The following is a 16,579-nucleotide window of genomic DNA, read 5'->3' as shown; positions in this document are numbered from 1 at the left end:
TTGCTGTGCTGAGTGTGCAAAATCTCGAAATCCGAGTTGGGGCGCGCGTGCTCATGGAAGACGTCAGTTTCCGGGTTTCCGCCGGAGACAAGATCGGCCTGGTCGGTCGCAACGGCGCCGGAAAAACGACGCTGACGAAGACCCTCGCCGGTGAAACCGTTCCGACCAACGGGTCGATCTCGCGCACCGGGGAAATCGGTTACCTCCCCCAGGACCCCCGCTCGGGCGATCCGGACATGCTTGCCCGTACCCGGATCCTGGATGCGCGCGGGCTCGGCACGATTTCCCTGGGGCTCGCCCAGGCCGGCATCGACATGGGCAGTGACGACCCCAAGGTCAGCGCCAAGGCCATGCGGGTCTACGGCAATCTCACCGACGAGTTCAACGCGCTCGGCGGCTATGCGGCCGAGGCGGAGGCCGCTTCGATCGCCAGCAACCTCAATCTTCCGGATCGCATCCTCGACCAGCAGCTCCGTACCCTGTCGGGTGGACAGCGCCGCCGCATCGAACTCGCGCGCATTCTCTTCTCGGCTGCGGAGACGATGATCCTCGACGAGCCCACCAACCACCTCGACGCCGATTCCGTGGTCTGGTTGCGGGAGTTCGTCAAGAATTACCGGGGCGGCTGCATCATCATCAGTCACGACATCGAGCTTGTCGGCGACACCGTGAACCGGGTGTTCTACCTCGACGCCAACCGCATGGTCATCGACATCTACAACATGAACTGGAAGAACTACCAGCGCCAGCGCGTGGCGGATGCGGACCGTCGTAAGAAGGAACGCGCGAACGCCGAGAAGAAGGCGTCGACTCTGCAGCTGCAGGCCGCGAAGTTCGGAGCCAAGGCGAGCAAGGCCGCCGCTGCCCACCAGATGGTGGCGCGGGCAGAGAAGCTGTTGTCCGGACTGGACGCTGTGCGCACCGTCGACCGGGTCGCCAAGTTGCGCTTCCCGGAGCCTGCACCCTGTGGCCGCACCCCGCTGATGGCCACGGACTTGTCCAAGAGTTACGGCTCGCTCGAGATTTTCGCTGCCGTGGACCTGGCCATCGACCGCGGCTCGAAGGTCGTCATCCTGGGCCTCAACGGCGCGGGAAAGACCACCCTGCTGCGCATGCTCGCCGGTGTGGACAAGCCCGACACCGGAGAGATCGTGCCGGGACACGGACTGCGCATCGGCTACTACGCGCAGGAGCACGAGACGATCGACGTCAAGCGCAGCGTGCTGGAGAACATGGTGTCCTCCTCGCCCAACATCACCGAGATGGAGGCGCGCCGGGTTCTGGGCTCGTTCCTCTTCACCGGCGACGACTCGCACAAGCCGGCCGGGGTGCTCTCCGGCGGGGAGAAGACCCGTCTGGCCCTGGCCATGATCGTGGTCTCCGGAGCCAACGTCCTCCTGCTCGACGAACCGACCAACAACCTGGACCCGGCCAGCCGTGAGGAGATCCTCGACGCTCTGGCGCATTACGCCGGCGCCGTCGTTCTGGTCAGCCACGACGAGGGTGCGGTGGAAGCGCTCAACCCCGAGCGGGTTCTGATCATGCCGGACGGCACCGAAGACCACTGGAACAAGGACTATCTCGACCTGATCATGCTCGCCTGATCGTCCTCAGCACACACGAACGCCCGGGCCAGCAGGCCCGGGCGTTCGTATGTCTCCCGGCATTCACCGGTTCTCGATCAGCGACTGTCGATGAGGGCGTCTTCGATCTCCGAGTCGCTGCGCGGCTTGGCCGCCTGGCGCCGAGCCCGCTCCGCGGAGCGGATGCGCTCACCCGGATCGTCGAAGTTCACGGTGCGGTATTCCTGTCTCATCGCCCAGCCCAGGCCGACGAATCCCATCACGGCGAACACGAACCATTGGAAGGCGTACGACAGGTGGGGGCCCTCGTCCTTGACCGGCCGGGTGACGGCGACGGGCCGTTCGTCCGGGGCTGGGTCCTCGCTCGCCATCAGGCCGTAGGCGCCCGTGTAGGTCGGGAGGTCCAGTCGGCCGGCAACGTCCTCCAGGTTGATGGTGGCGATCTGGTTGCCGGTGGCGGAACGCCCGGCAAGGAGCGGCTCGCCCGCCTTGAGCCGGGCGACGACGGTGACTTCCCCGGATGGTGCGACCGGCACCGAGGTCGGGGCGTCCGCCGTCTCACCGGTGGGCAGCCAGCCCCGATTGACGATGAACACCGAACCGTCGTTGAGCAGCAGGGGAGTGAGCACCTCGAAACCCGGGTTGATCTGCAGTGGTCGGTTGCGCACGATCAACTCGTCGTCTCGCAGGTAGGTTCCGGTCATGACGACGGGCTGCCACTTCTGGGACTCGGAGAAGGACTCAAGGCCGGTCAGCGCGTCTGCCAGGGGAACCGGGTCGGCGGCGTAATTGGTCTCGACCTTGTTCATTTCCGTGAGCGCCTCAGCGCGCCGTGAGAGCTGCCAGAGTCCGAGGCCGGAACACACGGCAGCGAAGAGGATCGTCAGCGCGAGGTAGCCCGCCCAGCGCCGGCTGAAGGCGAATTTCCAGCCCATCACGCCGACCCCGTTTCCGAGGTCGCACGAAGGGCCGTCACGGTGAGCGGGAAATCCCGGGTGGTGAGGAAGTCGCGCAGGAAGTCGACGTGTTCGTCACAGGCCAGCCAGGTCTTCACCCGGTCGGCCGAGTGGATGCGCGGATTGCGCCAGTCCAACCGCCAGCCGGCGCTCTCGCGGCAGCCGGCGCGAGAGCAGTTGGTCGTTTCGAGCTCGGCGCCCAGGCCGATCACGTGCCGCTCTCAGTGTGGTTCGGCCGGCGGTACACCTGCACCGCACCCGGACGGATGACCGTGGAGGCGGCCGCGCCGCCCTGCACATTCGCGAAGACAACGGCGAAATAGGGCAGGGCGATCGCACCGATGGCGCAGACGAGAAGCCACCAGCCCTGCACGAAGAGCATCAGCACTATGCAAACCATCCGGATTCCCATGGCGATCAGGTACTTAACCATGCGGGCATGGCGCTCAACCTCGGGCGAGGGTGGCAAAGAGGTGATCGACTGCTGTTTCATGGGGGTCATCGATTCGGTCAATCGGGGAACTTTTTCCCTCTGAATTCTACGTCTCGTCAGGGTCAAACGCAGACGGCCTAAACTGGAATATACGTGCGTACGGTGTTCGTTCGCTGAGAAAAAGAGATTGGACCCAGCATGACGACTGGCAGAACCGTCCTTGTCACCGGGGGCAACCGCGGCATCGGATTCTCGATCGCTGAGGAGTTCATCAGGCAGGGGCACCGGGTCGCAGTCACGGCCCGGTCCGGTGCAGGTCCGGACGGCAGCCTGACCGTGCGCGCCGACGTGACCGACGCCGCGTCGATCGACGCGGCGTTCACGGAGATCGAGGCTGCCCTCGGCCCGGTCGAGGTCGTCGTCGCGAACGCGGGCATCACCCGTGACATGCTGCTGATGCGCATGAGCGACGATGATTTCACCTCGGTCGTCGACACCAACCTGAGCGGCGCGTTCCGCGTCGTCAAGCGCGCGTCCAAGGCGATGTTGAAAGCCCGGTTCGGGCGCATCGTGCTGATTTCCAGCGTGGTCGGGCTCTATGGGTCCGCCGGTCAGGTCAACTACTCCGCCTCCAAGAGCGGACTGGTCGGCCTTGCCCGCTCCGTGACCCGCGAACTCGGTGCCCGGGGGATCACGGCCAATGTCGTCGCGCCCGGATTCATCGAAACGGATATGACCGCGAAGCTGTCCGAGACGCAGCAGGCCGACTACAAGCGCAACATCCCGGCCGGGCGTTTCGCGACGCCTGGTGAGGTGGCACGAGTGGTCACCTGGCTGGCCGGTGACGATGCCGCCTACATCTCAGGTGCGGTCATCCCCGTTGACGGCGGCCTCGGGATGGGGCACTAGCCGCGCAGGCCGAGCAGGGGCAGGACCTGGCTGAGGTCGCGGGTGTCGACCGCCAGGTCCGCCTGCGCCCTCACGATGGGCTTGGCGTTGAAGGCAACGCCGAGGCCCGCCACCCCCATCATCTGCAGGTCGTTCGCGCCGTCACCGACCGCCACCGTCTGGGGGAGTCGGATGCCGTCCAGTTCGGCCCATTCCTGGAGCGCGACGGCCTTGGCCGCGGCGTCGATGATGGGGCCGACCAGTCCTCCGGTGAGATGGCCGTCGATCACCTCGAGCCGGTTCGCCCGCCAATGATCGACGCCGAGGTCGGTCGCAATGGAATCGAGCACCTCGTGGAACCCGCCAGAGACGACGCCGACGCGGCTGCCCTGGGCATGCAGGCCGTCGATCAGGTCCCGGGCCCCCAGGGTGGGGCGGACACGCCGCACGACCTCCTCGAACACGGTCACGGGCAACCCGGCCAGGGTCCCGACCCGCAGCCGCAGGCTCTGGGCGAAATCGATCTCACCGCGCATGGCCTGCTCGGTCACGGCGGCGACCAGGTCGAGTGACCCGGCCGCCGCCGCGAGGAGTTCGATGACCTCGTCTTCGATCAGAGTGGAATCGGCGTCCAGGACGACGAGGAAACGAGCGGGAGCGGTCACGGGTGGACGTGTACTCCCTTGCCGACGACGGTGATGCCGGAATCGGTCACGCTGAAGCCGCGGGCCAGGTCGTGTTCGCGATCGACGCCGACCTCGGCCCCGGCAGCCACGATAACGTCCTTGTCCAGGATCGCCCGGCGCACGGTCGCCCCCGGCTTGATCTGCACTCGGTCGAAGACGATCGAGTCGACCACCTGGGCGCCGGAATCGATCGCGGCCCACGGGCCGAGAACGCTGCGCTCGATGTGGGCGCCGGAGATGACGCAACCGAGGGAGACGATCGAATCGATCATGGTCCCGAGGAAGCCGCGGCCGTCGCGCACGAACTTCGCCGGTGGCGAGTTGAGCTGCTGGCTGAAGATCGGCCACTTCTGGTTGTACAGGTTGAACACCGGGAGCGCGCTGATCAGGTCCTGGTGCGCCTCGAAGAACGAATCGATGGTACCCACGTCGCGCCAGTAGTCCCGGTCGCGGTCCGTGGAGCCCGGGACATCGTTGAGCTTCAGGTCGTAGACGCCGGCCTCGCCGCGGGATACGAAGTCGGGAATGATGTCGCCACCCATGTCGTGGCTCGAATCGGGACGTTCGCCGTCTCGCAGGACCGCCTCGATCAGAGCTTCCGTGTTGAACACGTAGTTGCCCATGGAGGCGAAGACCTCGTGCGGCGCGTCGGCAAGGCCGACGGCGTCCTTCGGCTTCTCGCGGAAATCGCGGATGCGGTCGGGTGTCGCCGCGTCGACTTCGATGACGCCGAACTGGTCGGCCAGACCGATCGGCTGACGGATGGCCGCGACCGTCGCGGCGGCTCCGGAGGCGATGTGCGCCTGGATCATCTGGCTGAAGTCCATCCGGTACACGTGGTCGGCGCCGACGACGACGACGATGTCGGGCTTCTCGTCATGGATCAGGTTGAGGCTCTGCAGAATGGCGTCGGCAGAACCGCTGAACCAGCGCTTGCCGAGACGCTGCTGCGCAGGGACCGATGCGATATAAGAGTTGAACAGGCCGCCGGATACGTGCCACGTCTGGGAGACGTGACGGTCGAGGCTGTGCGACTTGTACTGGGTGAGCACCACTATCTGGGTGAGCCCGGAATTGATCAGATTCGATAACGCGAAATCGATCAGCCGGTAATGGCCACCGAATGGCACTGCGGGTTTAGCACGGTCCTCCGTCAGCGGCATGAGCCGCTTTCCTTCTCCGCCGGCGAGCACGATTCCGAAGATCTTCTTTGACTGCATGTCTTTACAGTAGGGCCAATCGTCACGTGGATCTAGCAGGATTGGGCGTGTCCGGGGCCAGCCTGCGCTAGCTTTGCCTCATGCGAGTGGATCTGTTGACCAAGGAATACCCCCCGGAAATTTACGGCGGGGCCGGCGTGCATGTGGCGGAGCTGGTGAAGGCTCTTCGCACCGATATCGACGTGTCCGTGCGGTGCTTCGGCGCACCCCGTGACGCACCCGACACCTATGCGTACGAGGTGCCCGTGCAGCTGGCCGACGCGAACGCGACACTGGCGACCCTCGGAGTCGACCTCCAGATGGCCCAGGACGTGCAGGGAGCCGACATCGTGCACTCGCACACCTGGTACGCCAACGGCGCCGGACACCTCGCTCAGCTCCTGCACGGGATCCCGCATGTCGTGACGGCGCACAGTCTGGAGCCGTTGCGCCCCTGGAAGGCCGAGCAGCTCGGCGGCGGCTACCGCGTGTCCAGCTGGATCGAGCGCACGGCGTTCGAAGCAGCGGATGCTGTCATCGCCGTCAGCGGCGGCATGCGCCGCGACATCCTGCGCAGTTACCCGGCGCTCGACCCGTCCCGGGTGCACGTCGTTTACAACGGCATCGATCTCGAGCGGTGGAAGCCCACCGACGACCTGGACACCGTGCGGGCACTGGGAATCGACCCCGACCGGCCCGCCGTGGTCTTCGTGGGACGCATCACGCGGCAAAAAGGCCTGCCCTACCTGCTCCGCGCCGCCGCCCTGCTTCCGCCGGAAGTACAGCTGGTGCTGTGTGCCGGGGCGCCGGACACCCCCGGGATCCTGGCCGAGGTCACAGCCGGCGTGGAGGCCCTGCAGAAGGAGCGCTCCGGCGTGGTCTGGATCGACCGGCTGCTGTCGCAACACGACCTGGCCGCTGTGCTGACCGCCGGCACGGTCTTCGTTTGCCCGTCGGTCTACGAACCCCTCGGAATCGTCAACCTGGAGGCCATGGCCTGTGGGCTGCCGGTGGTCGGAACGGCAACCGGCGGCATTCCCGAAGTGGTGGCCGACGGCGTGACCGGCCGGCTCGTTCCCATCGACCAGGCCACGGACGGAACCGGGACTCCCCTCGACCCCGACCTCTTCGTGGCGGACCTGTCCCGAACCCTGATCGAGGTGCTCGCCGACCCCGCGCAGGCGGCCGAGATGGGCCGCGCCGGCCGGGTTCGGGCGGAGCAGATGTTCAGCTGGACTCAGATCGCGACCCGCACCCGCGAGATCTACGCCTCGCTGCTCTGACTCCGGTTAGCGGGGTGCCGGCGCGACGCGCGCGGCACCCCGCACGCGTTTCTGCCAACCGCGACGGCAGATAGCATGGCTACATGGTCAACGTTCTCCACTTCACCGACGTTTCCGTCGTCCGGGATGGCACAACCATCCTCGACTCAGTGAACTGGAGCGTTGATGACGACCAGCGATGGGTGATCCTCGGCCCGAACGGGGCCGGCAAGACCACCCTGCTGCAGATCGCGGCCGCACTGATCCACCCGTCCAAGGGCAGCGCCGTCGTTCTCGATGAACCGATCGGCCGCACCGATCTGTTCGAACTCCGGCCGCGCATCGGCTTCGCCTCCACGGCGATGGCCCGCCGTGTCCCCGCGAACGAGAAGGTTATCGACGTGGTCATGACGGCCGCGTACTCCGTCACCGGACGCTGGACGGAAGAGTACGAGACCATCGACGAGCGCCGCGCCCAGCGGGTGCTGGGGGAGTGGAAACTCGACGCTCTGGCCGACCGCAAGTTCGGCACCCTCAGCGACGGTGAGCAGAAGCGTGTGCAGATCGCCCGGTCGATCATGACCGATCCCGAGGTGCTGCTGCTGGACGAACCGGCTGCCAGCCTCGACCTCGGCGCCCGAGAGGAGCTGCTGCAGCTCCTCGGTGGCTACGCCAGCGAGCCGGCATCCCCGGCCATCATCATGGTCACCCACCACGTGGAGGAAATCCCGCTCGGCTTCACCCACGTGCTGCTGCTGTCCGGCGGTCACATCGTCAGTGCCGGGCCTCTGGCGGAGGCACTGACCGCGGAGGCCCTGACCGAGGCTTTCGGGCTCCCGATCGAGCTGCGCGAGACCGACGGCCGATTCAGCGCCCGCGCAGCCTGACCGAACCGGATGGCTGCCATCGCCACCGGATTCTGCTAAACTTGACAGTCGGTCCTAGTACCGCGCATTTTTTCTGCCGCCCCTGGCGAGTCTGAAATCGCTCAGCGAAGCGCAACTCACCAATCGAACAGCAATAAGGAAGTCTCATGAAGTCTGACATTCACCCCACGTACGCTCCCGTGGTTTTCCGCGACCTCGCGTCGGGTGCGACGTTCCTTACCCGTTCGACGGTCGGCAGCGCCAAGACCATCGAGTGGACCGACGGAACGACCTACCCGGTCATCGACGTTGAAATCTCGTCCGAGTCGCACCCGTTCTACACCGGCAAGCAGCGCATCATGGACTCCGCCGGACGCGTTGAGAAGTTCAACTCGCGCTACAAGGGCTTCGGCAAGTAACACCGCTTCAGCAGCCCGAGCACGAAACGGGAAGGGCGATCGGCTTCGGCCGGTCGCCCTTCCCGCGTTTGTGCGCCCAGCGGGCCGCCGGGCGCCGGTTCAGCGCTCGGGCCAGCCGCCGGCCGCGATGAATTCCGGGTCGCGTTCGCGGCGCATGTACGCCTGGAAGCTCTCCGCCTGTTGCAGAGCCCACTGTGCCTGCAGCACGTGCAGTTCACCGACGGTGAGCGGCAGCGCCTTCACGTGCGCCCGGGCGATGGCCTGCGCGACACGCCCGGCGGCGATCGCGTCCGCGCCGGAGTCGTGGGCGCCGTCCAGGGTGACGCCGTAGAACGCGCTGGTCACCTCGAGGGTGCGTTTTCCCTTGCGGTAGCGATCGACGGCCTTGTCGATCACCAACGGGTCGACCACCGGTGACGGTGCGTCGAGCGGGGCGACTCCGTGGCGAATCGACTCGCGGTTGAGCAGTGTGAGGTCGTAGGGCGCGTTGTACGCCACCAGGGGAAGCCCGCGAGCGAGGTGCTCCCGGATGGTGGCCACGATCTCGGAGACCCCGTCCGCAGCGATCCGGCCGTTCTGCACGGCGTACTCGGTCGTGATTCCGTGCACGTTCGTGGCCTGGACCGGGATGTCGATCCCTGGGTCCAGCAACCAGTCGACACGTTCGAGCACTTCTCCGGCCACATCGATGATGGCGACGGTGGCCGACACGATGCGGCTCGTCTCCACGTCGATGCCGGTCGTCTCGAGGTCGAAAACGGCGAGGGTGTCACTCCAATTACTCATGGGCAAAGCCTAGGGCCGACCACCGTCATCCACGGGCGCCCGCGCGTCCGTGGGGCCGAATCCGGAAACGGGCCCGGGGTCAGCCGCAGTGCAGCCAGTAGAAACTCTGCGCTCCCAGGGTCAGGGTCACGCTTCCCTCCGCGTCGAAGCCGGGGAACACGGAGCCGCCGAAGATGTCGTACAGGCGCAGTCCCGCCAGGTCGGTGTCCTCGATCCGCACGGCGATCGGGTTGTGCGAGAAGCTGAAGACACAGAGGAGCGTCTCGGGCTGATCCCCGAAACTCGTGCCCGACCCGGCGTACTCTCGCGTGAAAGCCAGCACTGACTCGTGGTTCGTCTTGACCACTCGGAGGGCGCCGAGCCCGAAGACCGGATGGTTCTTGCGCACGTGGATGACGTTGCGTATCCAGTGCAGGAGCGAACTGGACTGCGCCAGATTCGATTCCACGTTCGTCTGCGTGTAGTTGTAGACCAGCGACTGCACGACCGGTAAGAACAGTTTCCCGGGGTCCGCCGCCGAGAAACCGGCGTTACGGTCCGGCGTCCACTGCATGGGGGTGCGCGAACTATCCCGGTCGGGCAGCCAGATGTTGTCACCCATGCCGATCTCGTCGCCGTAGTACAGGAACGGGCTGCCGGGAAGTGCGAACAGAAGGGCGTGGGCGAGTTCCATCTCCGCTCGCGAATTATCCAGCAGGGGAGCCAGTCGCCGCCGGATGCCGACGTTCGCGCGCATCCGCGGGTCGTAGGCATACCAGCCGTACATGGCCTGGCGGTACTCCTCGCTCACCATTTCCAGGGTCAGCTCGTCGTGGTTACGGAGGAAGACCGCCCAGCCCGCAGTCGCGGGGATGTCCGTCGTCTCGGAGAGCACCCGCACGAGCTCGTCGGCCCGCTGCGAGCGCAGGGAATAGAAGATGCGGGGCATGACCGGGAAATCAAACGCCATATGGCACTCGGGCTCGGATTCGGATCCGAAAAAGGCCGCCACCTCGCGCGGCCACTGGTTCGCCTCGGCGATGAGGATCCGGCCGGGGTAATCCCGGTCCACGACCGTGCGCAGTTTCCGGACGAACTCATGCGTGGGCGGCTCGCCCTCCCCGTTGCCCTCGTCCGACTCGTACAGGTACGGGACGGCGTCGAGCCGGAACCCGTCGACACCCAGGTCGAGCCAATACCGCACGATCTCGACGATGGAGTCGTGCACCTTCGGGTTGTCGAAGTTCAAGTCCGGCTGGTGCGAGAAGAACCGGTGGAAGAAGAACTGCCGCCGCACCGAGTCGAAGGCCCAGTTCGAGTCCTCCGTGTCGGTGAAGATGATGCGGATGTCCGGGTACTTCTCGTCGCTGTCGCTCCACACGTAGTAGTCACCGTAGGGACCGTCGGGATGCTCCCTGGACTGCTGGAACCAGTCGTGCTGATCCGAGGTGTGATTCAGCGGCAGGTCGATGATGAGACGCATGTTGCGTTCGTGCGCCTTGGTGATCAGTTCCTTGAACTCTTCGAGGGTGCCGAATTCGGGCAGGATGGTCCGGTAGTCGGTGACGTCGTAGCCGCCGTCCCTCAACGGGGAGGTGAAGAACGGCGGAATCCAGAGGGCGTCGATGCCGAGCCACTGCAGGTAGTCGAGCCGGGAGATGAGACCCCCCAGGTCGCCCACGCCGTCACCGTTGCTGTCGACGAACGAGCGCACCATCACCTCGTAGAAGACGGAACGTCGATACCAGCGCGGGTCGAGGGTGAGCCCGGGGAGCTGGATGGGGGCGGTGAAGCTCATGGCGTTCCCTCCGGCGGCCACCAGCCGCCCTAAACTTGGGTTGATGAATGTTCCTTCGCCCTACGACGCCTTGCTCGCCCGGATCCCCGTGAGGGTCCGGGACGTCCCGGTGCTCGGCAGCGTAACCCGGTATTGGGAGTACGGCGATCCGGCCGCCGACACCACGATCGTGATGGTGCACGGGTTCCGCGGGGACCACCACGGCCTCGAGCCCGTGGTCGCCCAGCTTCCGGAGTTCCGAATGATCTCGCCTGACCTGCCCGGATTCGGCGCATCCGGGGTGCTGACGGAGAGCCGGCACGACATCGACGGCTACGCCCGGTGGCTCGAGGAGTTCGTGGCGGTGCTGGCACCGACCGGGCGGGTGGTGGTGCTCGGGCATTCGTTCGGCTCGATCATCGTGGCCGCCGGTGTCGCAGGGGGCCTGCGCGCAGACGACGTGGTGCTGGTCAATCCCATCGCCGCGCCCGCCCTGGCCGGACCGCGTGGCATCCTCACCCGCCTGGCCGTGTTCTACTACTGGGCGGCCGCGCGCCTGCCGGAACGTCTCGGCTTCGCGCTGCTGCGCAACCGCGTCATCGTTCGGGTGATGAGCGTGACCATGGCGAAAACGGCTGACCCCGGGTTGCGTCGCTGGATCCACAACCAGCACGACCGCTACTTCTCCGCGTTCGCGGACCGTCGGGTCGTGCTCGAGGCCTTCACCGCGTCGGTGGGTGCCGACGTCAGCGAGTTCGCCGCCGACATCCCGCAACGCACCCTGCTGATCGCAGCCGAGAAAGACGACATCACCCCGGTCGCTGCCCAGCACCGGTTGCGGGAGCTCTTCCCCGCCGCCACCCTGCAGGTCATCCCCGATGTGGGCCACCTGATCCACTACGAGGTGCCGGCGCAGGCCGCCGACGCTCTGCGTCTCTTCCTGTCCGCCGAGGGGACGCCATGAGAATAGTGTTCGACTGCCGCTACACCCGGTTCGACCGGCACGACGGCATCAGCCGGTATACCGCCGGCCTGGTCACGGAGCTGGGCAAGCTGCACCCGGTGACCATGCTGATCAGCGATCATCGCCAGCTCGACCTGCTCCCGGACCTGCCCTGGCAGCTCGTGAGCGCGCCCACCAGCATCCGGGAACCGTTCATCGCCCGCCAGGTCAATCAATTGCGACCGGACGTCGTGTTCACCCCGATGCAGACGATGGGCTCCTGGGGTCGCCGGTATCGTCTGCTCCTCACCGTGCACGACCTGATCTACTACCGCAACCGCACCCCGCCGAGGGACCTGCCCGGCCTGCTGCGCCTCGCCTGGCGGCTCTACCACCTGTCCTGGTGGCCCCAACGGATGCTGCTGAACCGTGCCGACGGCGTGGTGACCGTCTCGGAGACAACCCGCGGCCTGATCGAGAAGAACCGCCTGACCCGCCGACCGGTCACGGTCATCCACAACGCCGCGGACGCCTTCGCGACGCCGCCCGCCCCGCGCTGTGTTCCGGACACGGGCCGCCTCGTCTACATGGGGTCCTTCATGCCCTACAAAAACGTGGAGACCCTGGTGCGGGCGGCGGCCGAGCTGCCGGATCACGAGCTCCACCTGATGAGCCGGGTCAGCGACGAGGAGCGCGAACGCCTGTCCGCGCTGGCACCCCAGGCGAGGCTCGTCTTCCACAACGGAGTCACCGACGAGGAATACGTGCGGGTGCTCAGCTCGGCGACCGCGCTGGTCACGGCGTCGCTGGACGAGGGTTTCGGCATCCCCCTCGTCGAGGCGATGAGCCTCGGAACCCCCGTCGTCGTGAGCGACATCCCCATCTTCCGGGAGATCGGCGGCGACGCCGCGCTGTACTTCGAGCCCACGAGCACTGACGCGCTGGTCGCGGCCGTGCGTCGGCTCGATGCGGGGGAGTGGGCGGCCCGCTCGGCGGCGTCCGTCGACGAGGCGGCCCGGTTCACCTGGCGGGACTCCGCGGCGCGGCTGCTGGCGTTGCTCACGCAGCCGGGCGGCACCCCGGCCCGGGCCGGCGAAACGACCCGCCGCGCCGACGTCGAGGTGCCGACTCAGCCGGTGTAGTGCGTGTTCTCGGCGACGCCGCGCAGGGTGGCGTCGAAGTGCGTCAGTTCCAGCCGGCCGTCGCGCCAGAGGAAGTCATGCACCGAGCCGTTGGCGATCAGCTCGTTCTGGCGGGGGCGTTCCCCGGCGGTGGAGTGCCGGAGCAGGGTGCCGATCACCCCGCCGTGGCAGACCACGAGCACCGACTGGCCGGGGCGGGCGGCGGACAGGCGCCCGAACGCCGGCAGCACTCGGTCGAGCACCTCCTGCCTCGTCTCCAGGCCGGGCACGGTGACGCCGTCGGGAAAGCGGAGCTTTCGTTCGGCGAAGGTGAGGCCCTCGATCTCACCATGGTGGCGTTCGGTGAGTTCGTCGATGACGAACGGACTGCGCAACCCGAGCTCCCCGGCGATGATCCGAGCCGTCTCGTGCGCCCGGCCGAGCGGGCTCGTCACGATCGCATCCCAGAGGCGGGATTGCAGGCGCAGCCCGGTTTCTGCGGCCTGCGCGCGCCCGGTCGAGTTGAGCGGGATGTCGGTGCTGCCCTGAATGCGGGTGTGCAGATTCCACTCGGTCTGCCCGTGTCGCACGATCGAAAGTCTGGTCATTCTGCCGTTCCTGTTGTCACCGGAAAATGTCTGGTCGCGCGGGCAGGTCAGCCGGCAAGCCGGTCGGCCAGCCCGGCCAGCGACTCGGACGTGCCCGCTTCGAGCTTGATCATCGCCCGGCCGTCTCCCTTGGTTTCCCCGAGGTTGATGACGACGATCGGCAACTTGCGCCGACGCGCCTGTTCCAGCAGGCGGATGCCCGAATTCACGAACAGGGATGAGCCGGCGATGATCAGGGCCTCCGCACCGGAGACGAGGGCGGTGGCCTCGGTGAACTTCACCGTGGGCACCAGCTCACCGAAGAAGACGACGTTCGGTTTGAGCATGCCACCGCAGACCGAACAGTCCGGGATGGTGAAACCGTCGATGTCGGAGACCTCCGCATCTCCGTCGGGGGCGGTGCGCACGGCATCCGTTGTCGCCAGGGCCGGGTTGGCGGCTTCGAGGCGGGCGGCGACGCTGTCACGGCCGAACGCCTGGCCGCAGTCCAGGCACAGGACCAGGTCCAGGGAGCCGTGCAGGTCCACGACATGCCGGGATCCGGCACGCGTGTGCAGACCGTCCACGTTCTGCGTGATGACGCCGCTGATCAACCCCCTGTGCTCGAGCCGGGCAAGGGATCGATGGCCCAGGTTGGGCTCCGCCGCGCGGAACCGGTGCCAGCCGACGTGGCTGCCGGCCCAGTAACGCTTGCGGGCCCGCTCATCGCTGATGAAGGTCTGGAAGTTCATCGGCGTGCGCACCGGGGCTCCCTTGCCGCGGTAGTCCGGGATGCCGGAATCGGTGCTGAGGCCGGCGCCGGTCAGAACCGCGGTGTGACGGCCGCGGAGCAATTCGGCCACGGCGTCCAGAGCGGCGGCGGCGGCAGCGGCGACCGGCAGCGTCTCGGTGGTCATAGTGCTCCATCCTGTCTACACCGATTCTAAACTCGTGAGTTTTCGAGTTGGACACGGAACTGGCAGGCTGGTCGTATCTCCCCGTGAAAGGCGCCCCCGCTGTGCAGATCGTCCACATTGAAAACCTCGACCTGCCCGGTCTTGCCGATTACTCCCGATTGACGGATGTGGCGTTGCGGCGTGTCTCCGAACCGGCCGGCGGCCTCTACATCGCCGAATCGAGCAAGGTGATCACGCGCGCCCTGGCCGCCGGGCACCGTCCCCGGTCCGTTCTGCTGCAGGAACAGTGGCTGCCGGATGTGATCCCGCTGCTCGCGGAGTGGCCGGATGTGCCCGTGTACGTCGGGGCGGCATCCGTGCTCGAACGCCTGACCGGTTACAACCTGCACCGGGGGGCCCTGGCGGCCATGCACCGCCCTGCCCTGGCTCCGGTGCACGAGATCATCCGCGATGCCCGGCGCATCGTCATCCTCGAGGACATCGTCGACCACACCAACGTGGGCGCCATCTTCCGTTCCGTCGCCGGGCTGGGGGCGGATGCCGTGCTGATCACGCCCCGCTGTGCCGACCCGCTCTACCGGCGCAGCGTGAGGGTGAGCATGGGCACGGTGCTGCAGGTGCCGTGGACCCGGCTGCCGGAGTGGAGTGAGGCTGCCCCGCTGCTGCACGAGGCTGGGTTCCACCTCGCTGCCCTTGCCCTGTCCGACACCGCCGTGAGCCTCGACCGGTTCGCCGGCAGCGCCCCGGAGCGGCTCGCCCTGATCCTCGGTGCGGAAGGGGACGGGCTCAGCACCCAGGCGCTCGCGGCCGCCGACACGGTCGTGACGATCCCCATGCTGCACGGCGTCGATTCGTTGAATGTGGCGTCGGCCAGCGCCGTCGCGCTGTACGCCCTGCGCGTCTGAACCCTGGGGCGGCTTGGTAGAGTCGTCGGATGCCATTGACCCGACGCCAAACGTTCCTCCGCCGTCGGGTTGCCGTCTTGGCCGCCCTCGTCATCGCTCTGGGTGGGGTCGGCTACCTGGCCGGTACCGGGCTCGCGCCGGCGCCCGCCGCCGCCGTCGAGCTGATCCAGCCGGCCGCCCTGACCCAGCCGGCGGCAGAGCTGACCTGGCCCGATGCGGGCGCGGGTGCCATCGGCGCGGTCGGCTACCCGGATCTGCTCGGAAGCACCGGTGAGCAGGAGCCGATGCCGATCGCCAGCATCACCAAGATCGTGACCGCCCTCGTGCTGCTCGAGGAGAAGCCGCTGACCGGCAAGGAACCCGGCCCCGACATCACGTTCACCGAGGACGACGTCGACATCTACTACGACGTGCTTGCCGAAGACGGCTCGGTCGCTCCCGTCTCAGCCGGACTGGTGCTCAGCCAGCGGGAGGCCTTCGAGGCCATGCTCCTGCCCTCGGCGAACAACTACAGCATCTCCCTGGCGATCTGGGCCTACGGGTCCATGGACGCGTATCTGGCCGCCGCGGACTCCTGGCTGGCCGAGAAAGGCCTGGCCGACACCAGCGTCGCCGACACCAGCGGGTTGTCGCCCGCCAGCGTGAGCAGCCCGGACGACCTGGTCGAGATCGGCGAACTCGCCCTGGCCAATCCCGTGCTGGCCTCGATCGTCAAGATGGAGACATCCGATCTGCCCGGTATCGGAACCGTCGTCAACACCAACAAGCTGCTCGGCACCCACGGGGTCACCGGCCTGAAGACGGGCACCACGGATGAGGCGGGCGCCTGCCTGCTGTACTCGGCCGAGTTCACCGTCGGTGGCGAGACCATCACACTGGTCGGCGTCATGCTCGGCGGTGACACGCACACCGAGTTGAACGAATCCATCGTGGACCTGCTGGACAGCGTCGAGCCAGGCTTCCGCGAGGTCACCCTGGCCGACAAGGGGGCCGCATACGCGTCCTATGGCACGCAGTGGGGGCAGACCAGCCGGGCCGTCGCGGCCGAGTCGGCCTCCGCCGTGGTGTGGTCTGACACGCCCATCACGGCCGTGCCGACAGCCCGCCCGGTCACCCTGGGCGAGGCCGGCGACGAGGCCGGCGCCGTGGACTTCCAGGTCGGCAGCACCACCGTGAGCGTGCCGCTGGTGCTCGAGGGCGAATTGACCGACCCGGGTCCCGCGTGGCGCTTCACTCACCCCGGGGAGCTGGCCGCAGGCTGACCTGCCCGCG

The 16,579-nt window shown here is 67.1% G+C and carries 18 protein-coding genes; 9 read left to right on the top strand and 9 right to left on the bottom strand.

Features of this window, described 5'->3' with window-relative positions:
- The first annotated feature begins 5 nt into the window (after nucleotides 1-5).
- A complete protein-coding gene (locus AC0J5J_RS03215; protein ID WP_134423495.1) occupies nucleotides 6-1,604 on the top strand; it encodes an ABC-F family ATP-binding cassette domain-containing protein in 1,599 nt (532 codons plus the stop codon).
- 77 nt (nucleotides 1,605-1,681) lie between these two features.
- Here AC0J5J_RS03215 and AC0J5J_RS03210 read toward each other — a convergent pair whose 3' ends face one another.
- The 3 genes from AC0J5J_RS03210 to AC0J5J_RS03200 are packed head-to-tail and all read right to left on the bottom strand — an operon-like array spanning nucleotide 1,682 to nucleotide 3,032.
- Nucleotides 1,682-2,518, bottom strand: coding sequence for an SURF1 family cytochrome oxidase biogenesis protein (locus AC0J5J_RS03210; RefSeq protein ID WP_474899486.1), 837 nt, complete (start codon nucleotides 2,516-2,518; stop codon nucleotides 1,682-1,684).
- Nucleotides 2,518-2,751 (bottom strand): hypothetical protein, encoded by a 234-nt coding sequence (locus AC0J5J_RS03205; protein WP_134423492.1) that lies wholly within the window; start codon nucleotides 2,749-2,751, stop codon nucleotides 2,518-2,520. The genes AC0J5J_RS03210 and AC0J5J_RS03205 overlap by 1 nt, the downstream gene beginning before the upstream one ends.
- Nucleotides 2,748-3,032, bottom strand: a complete 285-nt coding sequence (locus tag AC0J5J_RS03200; RefSeq protein WP_134423678.1) for a DUF3099 domain-containing protein — start codon at nucleotides 3,030-3,032, stop codon at nucleotides 2,748-2,750. The genes AC0J5J_RS03205 and AC0J5J_RS03200 overlap by 4 nt, the downstream gene beginning before the upstream one ends.
- Nucleotides 3,033-3,170: 138 nt before the next feature.
- Between AC0J5J_RS03200 and fabG the strand changes: the two genes are divergently transcribed.
- Complete coding sequence (fabG, locus tag AC0J5J_RS03195) at nucleotides 3,171-3,881, top strand: 3-oxoacyl-ACP reductase FabG (RefSeq protein WP_134423491.1); 711 nt, start codon at nucleotides 3,171-3,173, stop codon at nucleotides 3,879-3,881.
- Here the strand turns inward: fabG and serB are convergent.
- Nucleotides 3,878-4,525, bottom strand: coding sequence for a phosphoserine phosphatase SerB (gene serB, locus AC0J5J_RS03190; protein ID WP_474899484.1), 648 nt, complete (start codon nucleotides 4,523-4,525; stop codon nucleotides 3,878-3,880). The genes fabG and serB overlap by 4 nt on opposite strands.
- A complete protein-coding gene (gene glgC / locus AC0J5J_RS03185) occupies nucleotides 4,522-5,766 on the bottom strand; it encodes a glucose-1-phosphate adenylyltransferase (RefSeq protein ID WP_474899482.1) in 1,245 nt (414 codons plus the stop codon). Before glgC ends, serB begins: the two co-directional genes overlap by 4 nt.
- A gap of 80 nt (nucleotides 5,767-5,846) precedes the next feature.
- Here glgC and glgA point away from each other — a divergent pair, with 80 nt between their 5' ends.
- The 3 genes from glgA to AC0J5J_RS03170 all read left to right on the top strand — a co-directional run bounded on the left by glgA (nucleotide 5,847) and on the right by AC0J5J_RS03170 (nucleotide 8,292).
- Nucleotides 5,847-7,028: a glycogen synthase gene (gene glgA, locus AC0J5J_RS03180; RefSeq protein ID WP_134423488.1), complete on the top strand. Its 1,182-nt coding sequence runs from the start codon at nucleotides 5,847-5,849 to the stop codon at nucleotides 7,026-7,028.
- Nucleotides 7,029-7,111: 83 nt separating this feature from the next.
- Nucleotides 7,112-7,894 carry an ABC transporter ATP-binding protein gene (locus AC0J5J_RS03175; RefSeq protein WP_474899481.1) on the top strand — a complete coding sequence of 261 codons (783 nt, stop codon included), beginning with the start codon at nucleotides 7,112-7,114 and terminating at the stop codon, nucleotides 7,892-7,894.
- Between the two features lie 146 nt (nucleotides 7,895-8,040).
- On the top strand, nucleotides 8,041-8,292 hold the full coding sequence (locus AC0J5J_RS03170; RefSeq protein WP_134423485.1) for a type B 50S ribosomal protein L31: 252 nt from the start codon (nucleotides 8,041-8,043) through the stop codon (nucleotides 8,290-8,292).
- A 99-nt stretch (nucleotides 8,293-8,391) separates the two neighbouring features.
- Here the strand turns inward: AC0J5J_RS03170 and AC0J5J_RS03165 are convergent, their stop codons facing one another.
- The gene (locus tag AC0J5J_RS03165; protein ID WP_474899479.1) at nucleotides 8,392-9,078 is read right to left on the bottom strand and encodes an exonuclease domain-containing protein; all 687 of its coding nucleotides are present in this window, start codon (nucleotides 9,076-9,078) and stop codon (nucleotides 8,392-8,394) included.
- Between the two features lie 79 nt (nucleotides 9,079-9,157).
- Nucleotides 9,158-10,855, bottom strand: coding sequence for a maltose alpha-D-glucosyltransferase (gene treS / locus AC0J5J_RS03160; RefSeq protein ID WP_134423483.1), 1,698 nt, complete (start codon nucleotides 10,853-10,855; stop codon nucleotides 9,158-9,160).
- Between the two features lie 43 nt (nucleotides 10,856-10,898).
- Between treS and AC0J5J_RS03155 the strand changes: the two genes are divergently transcribed.
- A complete protein-coding gene (locus tag AC0J5J_RS03155; RefSeq protein WP_474899477.1) occupies nucleotides 10,899-11,798 on the top strand; it encodes an alpha/beta fold hydrolase in 900 nt (299 codons plus the stop codon).
- The gene (locus tag AC0J5J_RS03150; RefSeq protein WP_474899475.1) at nucleotides 11,795-12,919 is read left to right on the top strand and encodes a glycosyltransferase family 4 protein; all 1,125 of its coding nucleotides are present in this window, start codon (nucleotides 11,795-11,797) and stop codon (nucleotides 12,917-12,919) included. The genes AC0J5J_RS03155 and AC0J5J_RS03150 overlap by 4 nt, the downstream gene beginning before the upstream one ends.
- On the opposite strand, the gene AC0J5J_RS03145 is transcribed toward AC0J5J_RS03150, so the two are convergent.
- Complete coding sequence (locus tag AC0J5J_RS03145) at nucleotides 12,907-13,506, bottom strand: histidine phosphatase family protein (RefSeq protein ID WP_474899473.1); 600 nt, start codon at nucleotides 13,504-13,506, stop codon at nucleotides 12,907-12,909. The genes AC0J5J_RS03150 and AC0J5J_RS03145 overlap by 13 nt on opposite strands.
- Nucleotides 13,507-13,553: 47 nt before the next feature.
- Complete coding sequence (locus tag AC0J5J_RS03140; protein WP_134423478.1) at nucleotides 13,554-14,402, bottom strand: Sir2 family NAD-dependent protein deacetylase; 849 nt, start codon at nucleotides 14,400-14,402, stop codon at nucleotides 13,554-13,556.
- A 101-nt stretch (nucleotides 14,403-14,503) separates the two neighbouring features.
- Here AC0J5J_RS03140 and AC0J5J_RS03135 point away from each other — a divergent pair, with 101 nt between their 5' ends.
- A complete protein-coding gene (locus tag AC0J5J_RS03135) occupies nucleotides 14,504-15,307 on the top strand; it encodes a TrmH family RNA methyltransferase (RefSeq protein ID WP_134423677.1) in 804 nt (267 codons plus the stop codon).
- Nucleotides 15,308-15,336: 29 nt separating this feature from the next.
- Nucleotides 15,337-16,569: a D-alanyl-D-alanine carboxypeptidase family protein gene (locus tag AC0J5J_RS03130; RefSeq protein WP_134423477.1), complete on the top strand. Its 1,233-nt coding sequence runs from the start codon at nucleotides 15,337-15,339 to the stop codon at nucleotides 16,567-16,569.
- Nucleotides 16,570-16,579 lie beyond the last annotated feature (10 nt).

It is taken from the genome of Cryobacterium sp. TS_SC_7 (assembly GCF_056156285.1).
The sequence above is the reverse complement of the archived record's forward strand: the minus strand, read 5'-3'. Positions and strand labels throughout refer to the sequence as shown.

Bases quoted from the DNA above. Each gene is read 5' to 3' on its own strand.
- AC0J5J_RS03210 (WP_474899486.1), bottom strand. From the start codon at position 2,518: ATGGGCTGGAAATTCGCCTTCAGCCGGCGCTGGGCGGGCTACCTCGCG.
- AC0J5J_RS03200 (WP_134423678.1), bottom strand. From the start codon at position 3,032: ATGAAACAGCAGTCGATCACCTCTTTGCCACCCTCGCCCGAGGTTGAG.
- fabG (WP_134423491.1), top strand. From the start codon at position 3,171: ATGACGACTGGCAGAACCGTCCTTGTCACCGGGGGCAACCGCGGCATC.
- glgC (WP_474899482.1), bottom strand. From the start codon at position 5,766: ATGCAGTCAAAGAAGATCTTCGGAATCGTGCTCGCCGGCGGAGAAGGA.
- glgA (WP_134423488.1), top strand. From the start codon at position 5,847: ATGCGAGTGGATCTGTTGACCAAGGAATACCCCCCGGAAATTTACGGC.
- AC0J5J_RS03175 (WP_474899481.1), top strand. From the start codon at position 7,112: ATGGTCAACGTTCTCCACTTCACCGACGTTTCCGTCGTCCGGGATGGC.
- AC0J5J_RS03170 (WP_134423485.1), top strand. From the start codon at position 8,041: ATGAAGTCTGACATTCACCCCACGTACGCTCCCGTGGTTTTCCGCGAC.
- AC0J5J_RS03165 (WP_474899479.1), bottom strand. From the start codon at position 9,078: ATGAGTAATTGGAGTGACACCCTCGCCGTTTTCGACCTCGAGACGACC.
- treS (WP_134423483.1), bottom strand. From the start codon at position 10,855: ATGAGCTTCACCGCCCCCATCCAGCTCCCCGGGCTCACCCTCGACCCG.
- AC0J5J_RS03155 (WP_474899477.1), top strand. From the start codon at position 10,899: ATGAATGTTCCTTCGCCCTACGACGCCTTGCTCGCCCGGATCCCCGTG.
- AC0J5J_RS03150 (WP_474899475.1), top strand. From the start codon at position 11,795: ATGAGAATAGTGTTCGACTGCCGCTACACCCGGTTCGACCGGCACGAC.
- AC0J5J_RS03145 (WP_474899473.1), bottom strand. From the start codon at position 13,506: ATGACCAGACTTTCGATCGTGCGACACGGGCAGACCGAGTGGAATCTG.
- AC0J5J_RS03140 (WP_134423478.1), bottom strand. From the start codon at position 14,402: ATGACCACCGAGACGCTGCCGGTCGCCGCTGCCGCCGCCGCCGCTCTG.
- AC0J5J_RS03130 (WP_134423477.1), top strand. From the start codon at position 15,337: ATGCCATTGACCCGACGCCAAACGTTCCTCCGCCGTCGGGTTGCCGTC.